Source organism: Dyella sp. PARNA 12/25, assembly GCF_055702865.1.
Genome location: NZ_JBVQCI010000010.1, coordinates 68,810 through 86,846, shown reverse-complemented (window position 1 = coordinate 86,846; position 18,037 = coordinate 68,810). Strand labels below are relative to the sequence as shown.

The window sequence follows — 18,037 nt, the reverse complement described above, 5'->3', positions numbered from 1 at the left end:
CGTACGGACGGCCGGGTCAGGTTGTACTGCCTTCGTTAGCCAAGTCTGGTATCGCGGCTATAGGTGTTGTTCAATCATGGCGCCCGCCTTCGCGGGCGGTAGCCGTCGCGTCCTCACAAGGAACTTTTCGGATGCTCGCGAAGAAAGCCATCTGGCTTGGCGCACTTCTGGCCGCCACCAGCACCTGGGCACAAACCACACTCCCATCCGCCAGTACCAGCCCTGCACCACCCACCTCCGTGGTCGACCTGAAGGCCGTCACGGTTCACGGCGAGCAGCCCGGGCCCGCGCTCTGGGAGGTGCGGCGAGGCGATCACGTGCTGTGGATCATCGGCACGCTGTCACCTTTGCCCAAGAACGCCGATTGGCAATGGACCGAACTGGAAAAAGCCCTGGGCCGATCGCAGGAACTGCTGGAGGTGCCATCCGCGCGCCTCAAGATGCCCACCAGCCTGTTTTCTCGCCTGGCGTTGCAACCTTCGGCCAAGCTCAACCCCGGCGGCAAGACACTGGAGCACCTGCTTCCGGCCGACATGTACGCGCGCTGGCGCGTGCTGCGCAAGCAATACATGCAGGACGATGATGCGTTGGAATACATGCGCCCCATCGTCGTCGCCGAGCGGCTGTACGAGAGCGCCCTCAAGGCCAACGACCTCACCGAAGAAACCGATGTGGGGACCATGGTTGAAAAGCTCGCGCGCCGGCATGGCACCCGCGTCATCGGCGTGCGCTACGAACTGGTCGTGACACATGCACAGCCAGCCACCACGGTAGATCAGGACCAGAAGCAGGGCATCGCCTGCCTGGACGAAACCATGCATACCGTGGAGCACGACATGCCCTCCCTGACCCAGCGCGCCAACGCCTGGGCCACCGGCGACATGAGAACACTGCAGGAGCTGGTGCAACACACGCACTACGATCCCTGCGTCGTCGCCGCGATCAATGGTGACTTCGAACACCAGCTCAACGTGCCCGACCTGCCCCAGCGCATCGAGAATGTGTGGATGGAGGCGGCTGAAGCGGCGATGGTGCGTAATCGCAGCACCGTGGCCATTCTGACCATGGAGCAGCTGATGGCGCCGGATGGGTATATCGCGAAGTTGAAATCGCGTGGATTTATTGTTCGGCCGCCGGAGGGTGTAACGCAGTGAGTTGCGTCGAGTGATAGGTACTCGATCGATATTTCTGCGAGGACCCGCTATCACCTCACCGTCATCCCCGCGAACGCGGGGATCCAGTGCCTTTTAAGCGCCAGGAAAAAGCGAAAGACGCTGGATCCCCGCGTTCGCGGGGATGACGGTGAGGGTAACCGGGGCCTGCTTACTTCGCCCTGTACATCGCCGCCGCATCAGACTTGAACGACTCCGCGCTACCCGACCGGCTATAGAACATGTGGCCGCCCGGATACACCGACAGCTTCACGCGCTGGGCCTGACCGAAGCTCGGCATCTGGTCGATGATCAGTCGCGAGGTGAAGAATGGGCACGACAAATCGTTGTAGCCGTGCACGATCAGCACCTTCATCTTGGGATCGTTGCCGATCGCCTTGCGCAGATCCGCCACCGGCTTGTCGTCGGCATTGCCGCGATCCCATGCCTTGTTGACCGCGTACGACAGCGCCTCATAGTGCGCATCCGTTTTCCAGCCCACCTCGCGTGTCACGAAATCCACCATGGCGCTGGTGGTTGGCGCGAGCAGTGCCTCGAGAATCGGGTCGCCTGACTGGCGTTCAGCCGAGCCCGGGAACGGATCGAACGCCGTCACGTTGGCGTCGTACACGCTACCGATCTTCTTGTCATTGCGGTGCACTTCGCGCAGGAACGTGGCGATATCGACGCGCCCATCCAACTTGGACACCAGTGCCGGATCGAGACCCGTATAGCCCGACACCTTCTGCACCATGCGACCGATCGCACCCGGATCGGAACGCCCCGCCAGGAAATCGGTGGCGTACTGAGTGCGCACGTAATTCTCGACATCCGCCATCGCCGCCGGCGTCAACCTCCCCTGCGCTTCCAGATGCGCCGCCGTCATCGACGGCAGGTTGATCATCCATGGCAACGGCGACAGCGCGTCGCCATCGCCAATGGCGGCTGGGTCGAGATACGGCGACACCATCACCAGGCCATTCACGCCCACACCCATGCGTGTCTGCAATTCATAGGCAATACGAGGCGCGCGATAGCCGCCATAGCTCTCGCCCATCACATACTTCGGTGCGCGCAGACGGCCGTGCTTGACCAGCCAGTCGTACACCACGCGCGAGAGGTACTTGATGTCCGCTTCGGTGGTGTAGAAGTCCTTCTTGGTCTGATCTTCGTCTTCCAGCGAGCGCGAGAAGCCTGTGCCCACCGGATCAATGAACACCAGGTCGCTCATGTCGAGCCAGGTGCTGGGGTTGTCCTTGGTCACGGCGCTGTCGGAAGGCGCATCGCCATCCACGCCGAACTGGATGCGCTTGGGGCCTATCGCACCCATGTTCAGATACACCGACGAAGCGCCGGGGCCGCCATTGAAGGCAAACGTCACCGGTCGCTGCGAATCGTTTCCGGGCATCGTATAGGCTGTGTAGACCACGTCGGCGATCTTCTTGCCCTTGTCGTTGCGCACCGGAATGGTGCCCACCGTGGCCTCGTAGGAAAGCGTCCGCCCGCCGACGCGCACGCTCTGCTTGATGGTTTTGTCCGCCGGCAGCGCCGGCAGCTCGATATCGGACTTCTTCTCGGCACCGGCTTCCGCGGCCGGCTTGGCGTCCGCAGCGACGGCCAACGACCACGGCGACAGCGCCGCTCCCACGAGCAGCACGGCCGCACACCATGCGGCGCCGCGCTTTACACGGGCCACACGGGCCTCAACAGGCAAATCACGCTTCATCAGGACTCTCAACAAAGGTCAAACGACGGGAAGCCAGCAGGCATCCCTGCCCCCAAACGCACGCAGGACATGCCCGGTGCGAGCCCCCATAGATGCGGAAAGCCCAACCTGGCCACCAGTGCCGTTAGGCACGGATCACCGCCCGAATGGCCCACGTCAGCTATTTGAACCAAAATCACCCTGGTGGGTATGGACGCCCGGGCGATGCACCAGCTTTCGGGAGCAGCCATGCGCGGCGGCGAGGCAGGCACGAGGAAGTGGAGCAACGGCGTCTCCGATGCCGATGAGGCAACGTTGCTCAATCGCGTTGCGGCAGAGGAAGTGGATGCCTTCGAAACGCTTTACCGCCTCTACTGCCCGCGCCTGCAACGCTTCGTTCGCGGCATCACGCGGCAACCGATGCTGATCGAGGAGATTCTCGACGACACCATGATGGTGGTCTGGCGCAAGGCCTATACGTTCAATCATTCCGCGAAAGTGTCGACCTGGATTCTGGCCATTGCCTACCGCCAATCACTCAAGGCACTGCGGCGATCAGGTGGCATGGTCAACGACGAGATCGGCGAGCACGCCGACCTCACCACGGCCGGCCCTGACGATGAACTGCTGAAGCAAGAGCTGCGCAAACACCTGGACGCTGCGCTGAGCACGCTTTCGACTGAGCAGCGCACGGTGATGGAACTCACCTACTATTTCGGCTACGCCTGCCGCGAAATCGCCGAGATCATGGGCTGTCCGGTCGACACGGTAAAAACGCGCATGTTCTATGCGCGACGCAAACTCAGAGCGTGGTTTTCTTCGCGCCAGGAGGCCATATGAATGGCCGCATCATCAAGTTCGAAGGGTCGGCCCACGCGGAAGTGGACCGCCTGCTGCCCTGGTGGATCAATGGTTCGCTCGACGCCGATGAACGCGCACAGGTGGAGCAACACCTCGCCGAATGCACATCGTGTCAACAGGAGGCGGCCTGGCTGAAGGGACTGCAACACGCCTATGATGCCAAGGATGTCGCTGCCGACGATGCTGCACCCGCCTTGCACCGACTTCGCCGCCGCGTCGCCCACGAACATCACGCCGCCACGCCGCCCTTTTCGTTCGTTAGCTGGTGGCACCGGAACCGTTCTATGGGCTGGGTGGTCGTAGCGCAGGCGATGCTTATCCTTGTGCTGGGCGTCGCATGGCTGCAGCAGCGCGCGCCCGTCTATCACACACTCAGCACCCCCGCTGCGAAAGCGTCACTCATGGTCGTGACGTTCGACCCTCAAACCAGTGAGGCTCGATTGCGCGAACTGTTGCGTGCAAGTCATGCGCGACTGGTTGGCGGCCCCACGCAGACGGGCGCCTACCTGCTCAGCGTGCCTGACGAAAGCGCTGCCATGGCGCGCCAGCAGCTTCATGATGCCAAGGAAGTTACCCTGGTCGAAAGCCTCGACGCCGGCAGTGTGCCGTGAGCTGGCGCTGGCAAAGCTCCATCATCATGGTGCGCACTCGCCGTTGCCGGCCTTGTTTCGCCAGGAACAACAGCTATTCACGCCAGCGACGCCCCGGGCGACGAATCCTCGCAACGCTGGTGATGCTGCCATCGGTCCCGCCACACTTCCATGGCGCCGCGGACTACGGCAGCCACTACAGCGCATCATCCGGAAGCACCACACGGTTGCGCGTTGCGCAGCAAAATGACGGGAATACGCATTCGCAGTTCATCGCGAGGGGCGCGGGTCGCCGTCCGTGTACTAACCACTTATCCGCCCATAGGCCGATATGCAAAGCCCCACATGAGTGGGGCTTTGCATGGGTGTGGTGAACACTGACAAGGCGCTTGCGAGCTACGGCGCGACCCGCTGGAAATCCATGGTCCAGTTGACCTCCCAGGTCTTGCCATCGTCAGCGGAGTAAGCCTGCTCCCAATGCGCAGTTGTTGGCGTGATGCCTGACCAGACGAAGCGCACGAGGATGGGCTTGCCGCGCAATGTATCGTGGGAAAAGAACGTGCCTACGCCGTGCTCGAAGTGACCCTTCACCGGCGGGTCGAGCTCACCGAACGGATCGCGACCGTCGAGCCACCAGATGGCCCATTGCCCCGTCTTCGGATCGTACGAACGAAGGCCTACGCCGCGGTAGGTGCCTTCGGGCGTGCTGAACATATTGTCGTCGACATTGGCATAGCCATCCATCAGCTTGCGCATGCTGAGCGTGCCTTCGAATTCTTCCCAGTCATGGCTGTTGGCAAGCTTTTCCTTGAGCTTGCGATGATGTCCATGCCAGTCGCCCACCAGAAAATCAAAGTCGTGAAGGCCAGCGAGATTGGCGTTGACCTTTTGCGTCTTTGGAGTGTCCTGGGAGGCGTGAACGGCAAGTCCCGTGACGAACATGAGTGTGGCCAGGCTGGCCATGAACACTACGCGGAAACCCTTCATAGGACGGTCCTTCGGCGATGGTGTCCGTCCATCATCGCGCGGTTGCATGACGCCTGCCACCACGCGCCGCACAGCCGCCTGCCGCCAACTTCAAGAAAATGCGATTCAGGCCACTTCCTGCCACTGGAAATAGCGGCGATGGGCGATCTTCAGCAGCTCATGATCTTCCCGCGTGTCGCCATAGGCGTAGACCACCGGATAGGTGTCGAGATCGTAGACGGCGCGTACACGGCGTGGTTTTTCTTCGCTGACGCATTGCGCGCCACGATAGCGTCCGGTTAGCCGCCCGGCTTTCACTTCCAGCTCTGAGCAGACCAGTTCGAGCTCGTGCTGCCGGCACCAGTGCGACAGGTAGATATCCAGGCCGCCGGAAACCACGACCACCCGATCACCCTGTCGCTTGTGCCACCGGATGCGTTCCAGCGCGTGCTCACGCATGACGCCGGGCAACACGTTGATGGCGAAGCGCTGTGCTTGTTCATCCGCATGCGCGGCATCAACGCCACCCAACCCTAGGCGCAACGCGCAAGCCCGCATCATGTTCGAAGGCACCCAACCCAGCTTGTAGCCAGCCACCATCGGCGCCAACAACAGGCCGCCCAACAGCAGTCGCCGTCGCGGCGCCGCATATTCCAGAAATGGCCGGAACATCTCACGCGTGGTGATGGTTCCGTCAAAATCGAACAAGGCAAGATTCAAGGCGCGCTCCGTGGCCGGTCTGCGGCATCGTCACGCTCGCTGTTGCGCGGCGTCAAGTACTTTCAGGCGACTGAGCTCACGTCAGCCAAGCGCAATCGCGCCACATCGCGCAACGGCGGAGCACCGAATTGGCGACTGTATTCGCGACTGAATTGCGAGGGACTCTCGTATCCCACGCGATGCGCAGCGGTGGCGACATCGCACTGCCCTGCCAGCAGCAATCGCCGTGCCTCGTGCAGGCGGAGCTGCTTCTGGTATTGCAGCGGACTCATCGCGGTTAGCGCGCGGAAATGATGATGCAAGGATGACGCACTCATATTGACGCGCCCCGCTAATGCCTCGATACGCAAGGGTTCGTCAAAATGATTGCGCAGCCAATCGATAGCGCGCGACACCTGATGACTCTGACTACCCGAGGTGGCGATCTGCGCCAGCCGGACACCCTGCTCTCCGGTCAGCAGGCGATAGAGCAGCTCGTGCTCGACCAAGGGCCCCAACATCGCCAGGTCCTTCGGCGTACCCAGCAGCCGCGCCAGGCGCAACAGTGGGTCCAACAGGTTGTCGTCCAGCGGACTCAAGGAAAGGCCCGGCGACGAAGCGGCAGCGGCATGTGCCAACGCCACCTCCGGCAACATGTCGCGGATACGCTGCAGATCCAGTCGGAAGGTCAGGCACAGGCACGGATTCTCCCCGGAAGCCTGCACCACTTGCGAGGACACCGGCACATCGACCGCGGTCACCATGTAGGAAGCCGGCTCATGCAAAAACGTGTGCTGGCCCAACAGAATCTGTTTGGCACCCTGCAGGGCGAGGCCGAGGCTGGGCTCATACATCGCGCAGGTGGGTGCGCCGACCGCGTCCGCGCGGAACAGCGTCAGCGCGGGCCAAGCGGTGACGTGCACACCCTGGGTCGGCGCCAATCGTTCAACGATGGCTGTCAATTCCTCGCGATCCTGTTCCATGCGCGATGACGGCGAGGGACTGTGTGGCTTGCTGCTCATGGATTTGCCTGCGGAACTCAGGGGGCAAGATTGCCTGTTCCTCCACGCCAAGACGAGTCTCTCACGCGGAGCCTTGCAGGATCAGGCAAGGATCTCGCAGGATCCGGCTACCCGCTGGCGCCGCCCGCCGCCGATACTGCGCTCCTCGCCGTCCCCCTCCAAGGAGTTATGCATGGCCCTTTCGATTCGCGGCTACGCCGCACAGAACGCCACCTCGCCGTTGGCCGCGCACCAGTTCGAGCGCCGTGAAGCGCGTCCGGACGACGTGGTGATCGACATCCTCTATTGCGGCGTCTGCCATTCGGATATTCACCAGGCTCGCAACGAATGGCACAACAGCATCTACCCGATGGTGCCTGGCCACGAGATCGTGGGCCGGGTCAGCTCGGTAGGCAGCCAGGTGACCCAGTTCAAGGTGGGCGACACGGTAGGTGTGGGCTGCATGGTCGACTCCTGCCAGCACTGCGCATCGTGCAACGCCGGCCTTGAGCAGTACTGCGAGGAAGGCCCGACCTGGACTTATAACGCGATGGACCGACGCGACAACCTGCCCACCTTCGGCGGCTACTCCGAACGCATCGTGGTGTCGAACAAGTTCGTGGTGTCCATTTCCGACAAGCTGGACCTGAAGGCCGCGGCGCCGCTGCTGTGCGCCGGCATCACCACCTGGTCGCCACTGCGTCACTGGAACATCGGCAAGGGCAGCAAGGTGGCAGTGATTGGCCTGGGCGGTCTGGGTCACATGGGCCTGAAGTTCGCCAAGGCCATGGGCGCTGACGTCACGCTGTTTACCCGCACGCCGGGCAAGGAAGCGGAGGCACGTCGCCTTGGCGCGGACCATGTGGTGCTTTCCACCGATCCCAAGCAAATGGCGGCGGTGGCCGGACAGTTCGATTTCATTCTCGACACTGTGCCGTCGCCGCATGATCTGAACCCCTACCTCGCCACGCTCAAGCTCAATGGCGTGCATTGCCTGGTGGGTCTGCTCGAGCCGATTGAACCGCCGGTGCAGGCCGGCATGGTGATCCTGGGTCGCCGCTCGATCTCGGGCTCAGCTATTGGTGGCATCGCCGAGACGCAGGAAATGCTGGACTTCTGCGCCGTGCACAACATCGTGAGCGATATCGAGATGATCGATATCAAGGACATCAACGGTGCTTACGACCGTATGCTCAAGAGCGATGTGCGCTATCGCTTCGTGATCGACATCGCCTCGCTCAAGCAGGCTGCCTGACGCAATAGGAAAGAGCGCGGTTATGCCGCGCTCTTTCTAAAACCACCTCAGATTCGGCAAACCTTACCTATGGCCCGTCATCCCCGCGAAGGCGGGAATGACGTGCGGTTCTATTGGCAGTTTTCAGCGTTGATTTAGGCCCTACCTAGATGGCGGCTTTGCTGATGCGCTTCGCGCAAACGCTGAGCGTGCGCTTTCAGCAGGTCGCCGCGCGTGATGATGCCCACCACCTGCTGAAACTCTTTACCGCCCACCACCACCAGCCGCCCCACATCGGCTTCGACCATGTGATCCGCCGCTTCGCGCAAGGTGTGATCTTCGCGTACCACCAGCGGAGCACGTCGCACCAGCGACTGGATGCTGGCATCGTCATTCATGGCGGCGTTGAGCAGATCCCTTCGCGTCACCACACCCAGCAGGTGGCCCTCTTCGCCCAGCACCGGGAAGCCTTGATGCTTGGCCGCCGCCTGCTCCGTGGACAGCCACACGCGCACATCCGCCAGTCGCTGCGATGCACGCAAGCTCACCACGTTGCGGCTGCAGGCATCGGCCACGCTGATGCGCTCCAGATAATCCGCTGCGTATTCCGCCGGCACGCGCACGCCACGACGCGCGATCTTCTCGGTCATGATGGTGTTGCGCATCATCAGTCCGGAAACGAGATACGCCGCTGCGCAGGCACCCAGCAGTGGCAGCAGGCCATGCGGTTGCTGCGTGGTTTCGAAGGCAAACACCACCGAGGTCAGAAACGCACGCGACGCCCCGGCGAAGATCGCCGCCATGCACACCAGTGCAGCCACGCGGGCATCGACGTGCAACCACGGTAGCCAGGCCACGCAGACCAGGCCGAGCACACCACCCAGTGCGCCGCCGATGGTGAACAAGGGTGCCAAGGTACCGCCCGAGGTACCGCTACCCAGCGCCACCGACCACGACAGCAGCTTCATCAGACACAACGCCAGCATGCCACCGAGGCCAATCTGCCCGGCGATGACCGCCGCAATATTGGTGTAGCCCACACCCAGGGTGGTCGGCATCAAATAACCGACCACACCGACCACCACACCGCCGATGGCCGGCCACCACATCCAGTGAATCGGCAGCTTCTCGAAACCGTCTTCAATGGCGTAGGTGAGCTTGGTGATACCCACGCTGGCTACGCCAACCACGATGCCCATGACCATGTACGCAATCAGTGCACTGAACGCGGGTGTGGCGATGTCCGGCATCGGGAACATCGGCTCGTTGCCTTCCAGCAGGTAACGCACACCGGTACCGATCACCGCCGCCAACGCCACCGGAATCAACGAGCGCGCGCGACGCTCGAACAACAACAGTTCGATGGCCAGCAATACCGACGAGATCGGCGCGGAGAACACTGCCGCCATACCGGCAGCCGCACCCGCAGCGAGCAGCGTCTTGCGCTCATCTGCCGTCACATGCAGCAGTTGCCCCACCAGCGAACCCAACGCACCCCCCGTGGCAATGATGGGCCCCTCCGCACCGAACGGACCGCCCGTACCAATGGCAATCGCCGACGACACCGGCTTCAGCCAGGCGATGCGCGGAGGGATACGGCTTTCGTTGAGCAGCACCTGCTCCATCGCCTCAGGGATGCCGTGTCCACGAATGGCACGCGATCCCCAGCGCGCCATCACGCCCACGATAAGGCCACCCACCACCGGCACGCCGATCACCCACAGGCCAAGATGGTTGCCGGCCGGGCTGCTGAACTCCGTGCTCAGGCGACCGTAGAAAGCGAGGTTGGTGACCAGGCCGATCAACCCGGTGAGCAAGCGCGCAACCAGCGCCACCACCGAGCCAAGCACCATGGCCAGCGCGGCAATCCACAGCACGCGTCGCTCCAATGGACGGAAGTGTCGCGGCATGTGCGCCGCAGACAGCGTGGGGTCCAGCGACGGAGCAAGCGGAAGCGCCGCACGCGAGTGCGGCTCAGTCGACGAGTCGGAATGCATCAGGGAAGCGTCAGCAAGAAAGGCCGCGCAAGGTTACGCAAAAGCGAGCGCAGTAGCTGGCTGGAAAATGAATGAAATTCGCAAGTTACTGCGGTAATGGCGGCGCCTTGGGCGCATTCCAGCCCAGCGCGTTGTACACGCGGTAGCGCAGAATGCCCAGGTACTCGTGCAAGGCGGCATCGGTCAGCATGACGTTCCACGAATCGGGGAAGACTTCGCGGCGTGCGTTGACCCAATCGCCCGCCACCGGCTGCGGCGTAATGCCGAAGTGTGCGAAGTACAACAGCGACCTGCGCAGATGAATGCCTGACGTCACCAGCACCAGATGTTGCGGAGCATATTCGACCAACAATGGGCGACTGAACTGCGCGTTCTGCCAGGTGGACAAGCTGCGTGTTTCGAACGACAGGTCCGCAGACGGGATGCCCAGCTTTTCCAGCGCGCGCCCATAAACGACCGACTCCGGCTCGCCGTGATCCTGCGAATCACCGCCTGAGATCAGCAGGCGACATTCCCCACCGGCGGCCTTGCATGCGACATACAGCTGCGCTGCACGCAAGACGCGACCGTCGGCGAAATAAGACGGCTGCAACGGTTCATCACCCGCCACGGCGGTACCGCCGCTCAACAACACGATGACATTGCGCGGCGCCCAATGGATCGCCGGCTCCACGTCATAAGGGCTCTGCAGGCCACGGACGAGCCAGCGCGGCACCGTTCCGCAGCCGATGGCGAAGAACAGCAAGGTCGTCATGCCCACCAAGACATGGCCAGCCCGGCGCCAGCGCAGGCGATACAACAGCAACGCCAGCACCAGCATGACAAACAGGACGACGAGCATGCGGATTCCCCGGTCCGTGGAAAGTCATGGCATCTTAGGGCCTTACCGCGATACGAGGCGATAGCGGACACCATGGATGGCCTAAAACCTATAGACATGACAACCATCAGGAAGGCGAGCCCCTGTCAAGGAGTCAGGCCATGACTACCCTCGTTTTCGTGCACGGCTGGAGCGTCACCAACACCTCCACCTATGGCGCCCTGCCCCAGCGCTTGCAGCAACAAGCAACCACACAAGGGGTGCCACTGCAGGTCGCCGACATCTGGCTCTCTGAGTACGTCAGCTTCGATGACGCGGTAACCATGGGCGACGTGGTGCGCGCCTTCGACCACGCGCTGCGCGACCTCCACCTGTTGGACAGCCGCTTCGCCTGCATCACCCATTCCACCGGCGGGCCGGTGGTACGCGAATGGCTACGCGCGCAACGCGAACGACCCGGCGCATTCAGCACCATCCGCCTGACCCACCTGATGATGCTGGCACCCGCCAACTTCGGATCCGCGCTGGCGCAACTTGGCAAGGGCGTGCTCGGCCGCCTGCACGCGTGGGCGGATGGCGTCGAGCCTGGGCAACGCATGCTGGACTGGCTGGAGCTGGGCAGTGCCGAGTCACTTTCGCTCAACCTCGACCACATTCACGGCAGCGACCTTGCGCAGAACCGCCAGTATTTGTTCGTGCTGACTGGCGACCGCCCTGATCGCTCGATGTACGACCACATCAACAGCTATACCGGTGAGGACGGTTCCGATGGTGTGGTGCGCATCGCCGCCGCCAACCTCAACGCACGACATGCCGTGCTTGCCCGACCCGGCGATCAACCCGTAGACACGCTGACCTTGAACGTCGCCGTTGCGCCTCGCACGGCATTCAAGCTGATTCCCGGTGCGGCGCATTCGGGCGACGAACAAGGGATCATGGCCGCCGCACCGGATGCCACCATCGAGGCCTTGCTGCGCTGCCTGCGCGTCGACCATGCCGACGCTTATGCGCGATTGTGCGACGACTTCGATGCCGAGAACGCCGAGCGCGATGGCGACAAAGTGGAGTTCGAGTCGGTGGGGCCTTTTCCCGCGCGCCTGCACTTGCACGATCCGCGCAGCCAATTGATCGTGCGCCTCACCGACGAAAGCGGTGAACCACTGCGCGGCAGTCGCCTGTTGCTCAACGCAGGCACGCCTCCCAATCCGGATTGGATGCCGCAAGGCTTCATGCTCGATCGTCAGGCCAACAGCCGTCAGGGCAACGTGGTGTCGTTCTTCCTCAACCACGCCTTGCTCGCGGGCACGCCGCGTGTGAGCCACCCGGAAAACAGCCGGAAGACACTGCGTGCCGCTATCGAAGCTCATCGCCCTTATGGCGCGACCGTACAACCTGTCAGCTTGCGCGGCCTGGTGCACCACGCGATGGCTGCGACCATGCCGGGCGAAGATCTGTTCCACGCACTGGCACCTCACCAGACCACCGTGCTGGACGTCGTGCTGCCGAGAAAGGTGCATGAAGGCGTGTTCCGCCTCACGCAGAAGCTGACACCAGACGATTTCAGCCACCCGGTGCCAGGTGACCCCATTCCCTGATCTGGGCCGGATGACACGGCGCCCCTGCCGTGCGATAGTCGCAAAAACTTGCGACACAGAAGGATATGTGGCGCCGACAGGCTGACAACGGCTAGTCCAAGGGGAAGGGAAACCATGATGAAGTGGATACTGCTGGCCGTTCTGGCCGGCCTGGCGTGGTGGTATTTCGACTACAGCCACCGCATGACCGAAGCGCAGATCCGAGAAAGTTACGCCGATCAGGCCGAGGCTATCCGCCAGTTTGACGACGAAACCCTCTGCAAGCGCATCTCCGATGACTTCCAGGGCACCGAGACGGCCCTGCAGGGCGACAAACATCGCGAGCAACACCTCGACAAAAAAGCCGTGTGCGACGCAGCGAAGAAGTCCATGGCATGGATGAAGCGATTGAGCGATGCGTCAGCAGGCCTCGTTACCTTTGATGTGGAAACCGAGATCAAGACCATAGAGCTGTCGCCCAACCAGAAGGAGGCGACCGTGCAAACCGTGTCCGCCATGCGACTGGGCGACATGACGCTGGCCCGCGACCGCACCACCGAGCACCTGATCCGGCGCAACGGACACATCCTGAGCACCGGCGGCGAATCCAGGATCTGGCTCTACTCCCCGCAGTAACCCTGACCGGTGCCCGACGAGCGGGCGTATGCAGTCATGCACCCGCGATTAACCCCGCGGGCGTCGGTTGTGCGTTTCACCACCATGAACCGCCGAATGCGACTACCCACCCATGCACTGGCCCCACTCGTGCACATTCCCCTCATCGAATGCGCCTGACGCTTACCGGCGCGGCCGGTTTGGCTTAACCTCGCCGCCCATGGATGCCCCCGTGGACGACGACGCGACACTGATGCTGGCCTATGCACAGGGCCAGCTGTCGGCGTTCGACACCCTGTATGCGCGCCACAAGGGCACGCTGTATCGTTTTCTGCTGCGCGCAGCTCGCGACCCGCAGCTCGCTGACGAGTTGTTCCAGGAAACCTGGAGCCGCGTCATTGCTGCACGTACGCGGTACACCCCACAGGCGAAGTTCACCACCTGGCTACTGCAGATCGCGCATAACCTGCTGATCGACAGCCATCGGCGCAAACGCCCCATGGCGACCGGCGAGGATGCGGAACACGCCCTTGAGGCTCTGGCGACGCCCGATCACGAACAACCGGAACATGTACTGTCTGAATTTGAACGTCGCCGGCGACTTCAGCTGGCGATTGAACAACTGCCCGAGGAGCAACGCACCGCTGTGCTGCTGCGCCTGGAGAACGACCTGAGCGTCGAGGAGATTGCCGAAGTCACCGGCGTGGGACGCGAAACAGCAAAATCGCGCCTGCGCTATGCCATGAATCGATTGCGTGAGCAGTTGGCCGAATGAATACGCACGATCACCACGACAACGAACCGCTGCCCGGCGAAGACGAGCTCAAGGCGCTCTATGCCAGCTTGCCGCGCAAGGAGCCGACGCCGGCACTCGACGAGGCCGTGCGGCGCGCGGCAGCGGATGCCGTGCGCCCATCAGGCCGCAGACACATGTCGCGGTGGCCGGTTGCGGCCGCCAGCGCCGCCGTGCTGGTAATCGCAGCGGGATTGAGCTGGCGCTTATACGAACAGCCGTCGAGCGTGCCGCAAATCCCAACCCATGAGGCCATAACCGCCCGCGCGCCCGCACCCACGGCCTCGCCAGCTGCGCCAGTGGCACACCCGGCCGACACGTCTGCAAGTGACGAGGTGTCGAAGCCGGCGCCGGCTGCTGCGACGTTGGAAGTACCGCACCGGCAGGCGCCCGCTCGCCCGGCAGCGAAGGCGCGCGCCGCAGCACCTGCGCAGGCAGCACCCGAAACAACGCCCTCCGCATTGGCACCAGCACCTTTGACCATGCAACGCGCGGAGCCCGTGCAGGCGCCGCCTGCTGCACCCGCCCCGCCTGCGCCAGTAGTGGCAGCACCCCGCGCGTCAGCCGCCTCCGAGGCCGCCGCCGAACCGCGTGCGGCGTACTCCAACAACGCCCGCGTGACCATGCAGGCGATGTCCGCAGCCCCCATGCGCGCCATGCCAGCCAACGACCCCACAACGCCCAACCCAGCTGACACGCCGGCACAAGAGCTGGATAAGATCCGCCAGTTGTTTGCGCAGCAGCGCCGTGACGAAGCATTGAAACGACTCACCGCCTTCCAGCAAGCGCATCCCGACGCACCCCTGCCTGACGACCTGCGCACCCAGTTACCCGATCATGAGTGACACGCTGTACACCCTCGCTACCGCTTGCCAGCACAGCGAGGACATCAAGAAAAGCCGCTTTCTCGCACAGGCCGCGCCGGTACAGACGCCCGATCAGGCGCTGGCATTCGTGCGCCAGGTCAGCGACCTCGCGGCCACGCATAACTGCTGGGCCTATCGTATTGGCCAGGATTATCGCTTCAACGATGACGGCGAACCCGGCGGCACCGCCGGCCGACCCATTCTGCAGGCCATTGAAGGCCAGGGTATCGATCGCGCCGTAGTCGTAGTGACGCGATGGTACGGCGGCGTCAAGCTGGGCGCCGGCGGCCTCGTGCGTGCCTATGGCGGCACGGCAGCAGAATGTATGCGCCGAGCCGAACGCCTGCCCATCGTGGCGATGGCGCGGCTCGGCATGCGTTGCGATTTCCCCGAGCTCACCCTGCTCAAGGCGCGCCTGCGCGAGCTCGACGCCAACGTGCTGAGCGAAACGTTCGGTGCGGAGGGTGTAACGCTGGAGGTTCAGCTGCCCGAGAGCCAGGTGCCGGAAGCACAGGCGCGCATTACCGATATCAGTCACGGCCGACACAGCGCCCGTCGGCTGGATTGAATCGGCCCGAAACTCCCCCAACCTTCATGATCACGCGCCCGCCCGGCGCACGACGACAGCAGGATTTCATGAACCAACCCGCCGACACCCAGCGCCCGTCCCGACGTGTCGGCGCCCTTCTGAAGCTGTGGCCCTTCGTGAAGCCGCATCGCCGCCTGGCCTTTGGGTGGCTGCTATTCCTGGCCATTTCATCCACGGCCACCCTGGTGCTGCCGATGGCCGTGCGGCACATGATCGACCAGGGTTTCGGCAACGCCAATGCCGCCGCGATCAACACCACCTTCCTTGGCCTGTTCGGCGTTGCGCTGGTGCTCGCCTTCGCCACCGCCGCGCGCTACTACTGCATCACCTTGCTGGGTGAGCGCGCATTGGCGTCGCTGCGCGCCAAGCTGTACGCGCATGTGATCCGTCTCGACGTCAGTTTTTTCGAGCGCAGTCGCGTCGGCGAACTGATTTCACGCCTGGGCACGGACACCGAAGTGATCCAGGCCCTGATCGGCTCCGGCATCTCCGTCGCCTTGCGTAGCGCCGTGATGCTGCTCGGCGCTACCGGGATGATGGTGTGGACCAGTCCGCGCCTGGCCGGCCTGACCGCCCTGGTGATTCCGGCCGTCATGCTGCCCATTCTGGTGTTTGGCCGCCGCGTGCAGAAGCTGTCGCGGGCCAGCCAGGATCGCCTGGCCGACACCGCCGCCATCGCCAATGAAACGCTCAACGCCGCGCCGGCAGTAAAGGCGTACGCACGCGAAGACATCGAAAGCACGCGCTACGGCAGCGCCATCACGCGCGCACTGGCCACGGCGCGCAAGCGCATCGGCATGCGATCGATGCTTACTGCCACCGTGATCGTGCTGTTCTTCGGCGCCATCACGTTGGTGCTGTGGGCCGGCGCACGCGATGTGCTGTCCGGTACGCTGGGCGCCGGTGTGCTCGGCCAGTTTGTGCTCTATGCGATCTTCGCCGCCGGCTCGTTGGCCGGTCTCTCCGAAGTGTGGGGTGATGTGCTGCGTGCCGCGGGCGCCATGGAGCGCATCGGCGAACTGTTCGAAGAGCACGCCGAGATCACCAGCCCGGCGCAACCGACGCCACTGCCCAAGCCCATGCAGGGCGCGTTGCGTTTCGAGAACGTGGCATTTCACTACCCCACCCGCCCCGACGCGCCGGCGCTCTACGATTTCGACCTGGCGATCCGGCCCGGCGAAACGGTGGCGCTGGTCGGCCCGTCAGGCGCCGGCAAGAGCACGGTGTTCGCACTACTGCTGCGCTTCTACGATCCGCAGAGCGGTCGCATCACCGTGGACGGCGTCGACCTGCGCGCACTGGCTTTGCCCGAACTGCGCGGAGCCATTGCGCTCGTACCGCAGGAAACCGTGATCTTCAGCGGCAGTGCTGCCGACAATATTCGCTTCGGTCGTCAGGATGCCGGTGATGACGAAGTACGCGACGCCGCTCGCGCGGCCGAAGCGAATGACTTCATCAGCGCCCTGGGCAAGGGCTATGACGAGGAACTCGGTGAACGCGGTGTGCGTCTCTCGGGTGGCCAGCGCCAGCGCATTGCGATTGCCCGCGCCATTCTGCGCGATGCGCCATTGCTGTTGCTCGATGAAGCGACCTCGGCGCTGGATGCCCAGTCCGAGGCAGCCATCCAGCAGGCACTGGAGCGACTGGAGAAAGGTCGCACGACGCTGGTCATCGCGCACCGCCTTGCCACCGTGCAGCGTGCCGATCGCATCGTGGTGATGGACGGCGGTCGCATCGTGGCGCAAGGCACACATCAGAGCCTGCTTGCCGAAGGTGGTCTCTACGCTGAATTGGCGAGATTGCAGTTCACTGCCTGAGTGATGACAGCTCGTCGCTGGTGAGCCTCAGCAGGTACCCAGTGCCTGCACGAGTGCTCGCACTTCGCGCGCGTCAGTGCGGGTCTCACCGCCTTCCATGCCAAGCAAATTCGTAGGCACATGGCGCATACCAGAGCTGTGAGCGCGCTTGGCCGAAGCATGAAACTCTAGAGCACCCGTGAGCGACGCCAGCTCGGCGATATTGTCCGAGGCGATGCCCGCACCCGGCATGACGACGATTCGCCCACGCGCTTGATCGATCAGTGCCCGAATTCGTTCCGCACCCTCTCGTGCCACACTTTTGCCTCCCGAGGTCAGCACACGCTCGGCATTCAGAGCAATCACCTCTTCCAGAGATCGAGTCTGGTCGCGCACGAGATCGAAGGCGCGATGAAAGGTAACGCCCATGCTGCCCGCCGCACCGATCAACGACCGGCAATGCAGCTTATCGATTTCACCTTCGGCATCCAGCGCTCCCATCACTACGCCCTCGCAACCGAGTGATGCACACGCTTCGATGTCGCGCTGCATGGTTTCCAGTTCGAGGTCGTTGTAGAGGAAGTCACCGGCGCGAGGGCGAATCAATACATACAGCGGCAGAGACACACGCTCGCGCACCAGGGCAATTTCACCGTACGACGGCGTGAGGCCTCCCAGTTCCAACGCCGTGCACAGCTCGATACGCCCAGCGCCGCCTGCCTCCGCTGCTAGCGCGGAGGTGAGCGAATTGGCAGCGACCTCAAGCAGGCGTAGCGGCAT

The 18,037-nt window shown here is 63.2% G+C and carries 17 protein-coding genes; 10 read left to right on the top strand and 7 right to left on the bottom strand.

Going from position 1 to position 18,037, the window contains the following annotated elements:
• Positions 1-131: 131 nt before the first annotated feature.
• Positions 132-1,154 carry a TraB/GumN family protein gene (locus AC0GUR_RS17505; protein WP_472878783.1) on the top strand — a complete coding sequence of 341 codons (1,023 nt, stop codon included), beginning with the start codon at positions 132-134 and terminating at the stop codon, positions 1,152-1,154.
• A 169-nt stretch (positions 1,155-1,323) separates the two neighbouring features.
• Here the strand turns inward: AC0GUR_RS17505 and AC0GUR_RS17500 are convergent, their stop codons facing one another.
• Complete coding sequence (locus AC0GUR_RS17500; RefSeq protein ID WP_472878782.1) at positions 1,324-2,877, bottom strand: S10 family peptidase; 1,554 nt, start codon at positions 2,875-2,877, stop codon at positions 1,324-1,326.
• A gap of 228 nt (positions 2,878-3,105) precedes the next feature.
• On the opposite strand from AC0GUR_RS17500, the gene AC0GUR_RS17495 reads away from it, so the two are divergent.
• Together AC0GUR_RS17495 and AC0GUR_RS17490 are read left to right on the top strand one after the other, a co-directional pair.
• On the top strand, positions 3,106-3,696 hold the full coding sequence (locus tag AC0GUR_RS17495) for an RNA polymerase sigma factor (protein ID WP_472878781.1): 591 nt from the start codon (positions 3,106-3,108) through the stop codon (positions 3,694-3,696).
• Entirely contained in the window at positions 3,693-4,328 is a 636-nt protein-coding gene (locus AC0GUR_RS17490; RefSeq protein WP_472878780.1) for a zf-HC2 domain-containing protein, read from the top strand. Before AC0GUR_RS17495 ends, AC0GUR_RS17490 begins: the two co-directional genes overlap by 4 nt.
• A 375-nt stretch (positions 4,329-4,703) precedes the next feature.
• On the opposite strand, the gene AC0GUR_RS17485 is transcribed toward AC0GUR_RS17490, so the two are convergent.
• The 3 genes from AC0GUR_RS17485 to AC0GUR_RS17475 all read right to left on the bottom strand — a co-directional run bounded on the left by AC0GUR_RS17485 (position 4,704) and on the right by AC0GUR_RS17475 (position 6,994).
• A complete protein-coding gene (locus tag AC0GUR_RS17485) occupies positions 4,704-5,294 on the bottom strand; it encodes a hypothetical protein (protein WP_472878779.1) in 591 nt (196 codons plus the stop codon).
• Positions 5,295-5,399: 105 nt separating this feature from the next.
• Positions 5,400-5,993: an HAD-IB family hydrolase gene (locus AC0GUR_RS17480; protein ID WP_472878778.1), complete on the bottom strand. Its 594-nt coding sequence runs from the start codon at positions 5,991-5,993 to the stop codon at positions 5,400-5,402.
• A gap of 62 nt (positions 5,994-6,055) precedes the next feature.
• The gene (locus AC0GUR_RS17475) at positions 6,056-6,994 is read right to left on the bottom strand and encodes an AraC family transcriptional regulator (protein WP_472878777.1); all 939 of its coding nucleotides are present in this window, start codon (positions 6,992-6,994) and stop codon (positions 6,056-6,058) included.
• 172 nt (positions 6,995-7,166) lie between these two features.
• On the opposite strand from AC0GUR_RS17475, the gene AC0GUR_RS17470 reads away from it, so the two are divergent.
• Entirely contained in the window at positions 7,167-8,228 is a 1,062-nt protein-coding gene (locus AC0GUR_RS17470) for an NAD(P)-dependent alcohol dehydrogenase (protein ID WP_472878776.1), read from the top strand.
• Between the two features lie 134 nt (positions 8,229-8,362).
• On the opposite strand, the gene AC0GUR_RS17465 is transcribed toward AC0GUR_RS17470, so the two are convergent.
• Together AC0GUR_RS17465 and AC0GUR_RS17460 are read right to left on the bottom strand one after the other, a co-directional pair.
• A complete protein-coding gene (locus tag AC0GUR_RS17465; protein ID WP_472878848.1) occupies positions 8,363-10,117 on the bottom strand; it encodes a chloride channel protein in 1,755 nt (584 codons plus the stop codon).
• 172 nt (positions 10,118-10,289) lie between these two features.
• Positions 10,290-11,045 carry a YdcF family protein gene (locus AC0GUR_RS17460; protein WP_472878775.1) on the bottom strand — a complete coding sequence of 252 codons (756 nt, stop codon included), beginning with the start codon at positions 11,043-11,045 and terminating at the stop codon, positions 10,290-10,292.
• 140 nt (positions 11,046-11,185) lie between these two features.
• On the opposite strand from AC0GUR_RS17460, the gene AC0GUR_RS17455 reads away from it, so the two are divergent.
• The 6 genes from AC0GUR_RS17455 to AC0GUR_RS17430 all read left to right on the top strand — a co-directional run bounded on the left by AC0GUR_RS17455 (position 11,186) and on the right by AC0GUR_RS17430 (position 17,278).
• On the top strand, positions 11,186-12,619 hold the full coding sequence (locus tag AC0GUR_RS17455; protein WP_472878774.1) for a lipase family protein: 1,434 nt from the start codon (positions 11,186-11,188) through the stop codon (positions 12,617-12,619).
• A gap of 114 nt (positions 12,620-12,733) precedes the next feature.
• Positions 12,734-13,234: a hypothetical protein gene (locus AC0GUR_RS17450; RefSeq protein ID WP_472878773.1), complete on the top strand. Its 501-nt coding sequence runs from the start codon at positions 12,734-12,736 to the stop codon at positions 13,232-13,234.
• Positions 13,235-13,433: 199 nt separating this feature from the next.
• Positions 13,434-13,988: an RNA polymerase sigma factor gene (locus AC0GUR_RS17445; RefSeq protein ID WP_472878772.1), complete on the top strand. Its 555-nt coding sequence runs from the start codon at positions 13,434-13,436 to the stop codon at positions 13,986-13,988.
• Entirely contained in the window at positions 13,985-14,851 is an 867-nt protein-coding gene (locus AC0GUR_RS17440) for a hypothetical protein (RefSeq protein ID WP_472878771.1), read from the top strand. Before AC0GUR_RS17445 ends, AC0GUR_RS17440 begins: the two co-directional genes overlap by 4 nt.
• Complete coding sequence (locus AC0GUR_RS17435; RefSeq protein ID WP_472878770.1) at positions 14,844-15,440, top strand: IMPACT family protein; 597 nt, start codon at positions 14,844-14,846, stop codon at positions 15,438-15,440. Before AC0GUR_RS17440 ends, AC0GUR_RS17435 begins: the two co-directional genes overlap by 8 nt.
• A gap of 68 nt (positions 15,441-15,508) precedes the next feature.
• Positions 15,509-17,278 carry an ABC transporter transmembrane domain-containing protein gene (locus AC0GUR_RS17430; protein WP_472878769.1) on the top strand — a complete coding sequence of 590 codons (1,770 nt, stop codon included), beginning with the start codon at positions 15,509-15,511 and terminating at the stop codon, positions 17,276-17,278.
• Between the two features lie 27 nt (positions 17,279-17,305).
• Here AC0GUR_RS17430 and AC0GUR_RS17425 read toward each other — a convergent pair whose 3' ends face one another.
• Positions 17,306-18,037 (bottom strand): copper homeostasis protein CutC, encoded by a 732-nt coding sequence (locus tag AC0GUR_RS17425; protein WP_472878768.1) that lies wholly within the window; start codon positions 18,035-18,037, stop codon positions 17,306-17,308.

Coding starts and splice junctions, on each gene's coding strand:
- AC0GUR_RS17505 (WP_472878783.1), top strand. CDS start 132: ATGCTCGCGAAGAAAGCCATCTGGCTTGGCGCACTTCTGGCCGCCACC.
- AC0GUR_RS17500 (WP_472878782.1), bottom strand. CDS start 2,877: ATGAAGCGTGATTTGCCTGTTGAGGCCCGTGTGGCCCGTGTAAAGCGC.
- AC0GUR_RS17495 (WP_472878781.1), top strand. CDS start 3,106: ATGCGCGGCGGCGAGGCAGGCACGAGGAAGTGGAGCAACGGCGTCTCC.
- AC0GUR_RS17490 (WP_472878780.1), top strand. CDS start 3,693: ATGAATGGCCGCATCATCAAGTTCGAAGGGTCGGCCCACGCGGAAGTG.
- AC0GUR_RS17485 (WP_472878779.1), bottom strand. CDS start 5,294: ATGAAGGGTTTCCGCGTAGTGTTCATGGCCAGCCTGGCCACACTCATG.
- AC0GUR_RS17475 (WP_472878777.1), bottom strand. CDS start 6,994: ATGAGCAGCAAGCCACACAGTCCCTCGCCGTCATCGCGCATGGAACAG.
- AC0GUR_RS17470 (WP_472878776.1), top strand. CDS start 7,167: ATGGCCCTTTCGATTCGCGGCTACGCCGCACAGAACGCCACCTCGCCG.
- AC0GUR_RS17465 (WP_472878848.1), bottom strand. CDS start 10,117: ATGCCGCGACACTTCCGTCCATTGGAGCGACGCGTGCTGTGGATTGCC.
- AC0GUR_RS17460 (WP_472878775.1), bottom strand. CDS start 11,045: ATGCTCGTCGTCCTGTTTGTCATGCTGGTGCTGGCGTTGCTGTTGTAT.
- AC0GUR_RS17455 (WP_472878774.1), top strand. CDS start 11,186: ATGACTACCCTCGTTTTCGTGCACGGCTGGAGCGTCACCAACACCTCC.
- AC0GUR_RS17450 (WP_472878773.1), top strand. CDS start 12,734: ATGATGAAGTGGATACTGCTGGCCGTTCTGGCCGGCCTGGCGTGGTGG.
- AC0GUR_RS17445 (WP_472878772.1), top strand. CDS start 13,434: ATGGATGCCCCCGTGGACGACGACGCGACACTGATGCTGGCCTATGCA.
- AC0GUR_RS17440 (WP_472878771.1), top strand. CDS start 13,985: ATGAATACGCACGATCACCACGACAACGAACCGCTGCCCGGCGAAGAC.
- AC0GUR_RS17435 (WP_472878770.1), top strand. CDS start 14,844: ATGAGTGACACGCTGTACACCCTCGCTACCGCTTGCCAGCACAGCGAG.
- AC0GUR_RS17430 (WP_472878769.1), top strand. CDS start 15,509: ATGAACCAACCCGCCGACACCCAGCGCCCGTCCCGACGTGTCGGCGCC.
- AC0GUR_RS17425 (WP_472878768.1), bottom strand. CDS start 18,037: ATGCCGCTACGCCTGCTTGAGGTCGCTGCCAATTCGCTCACCTCCGCG.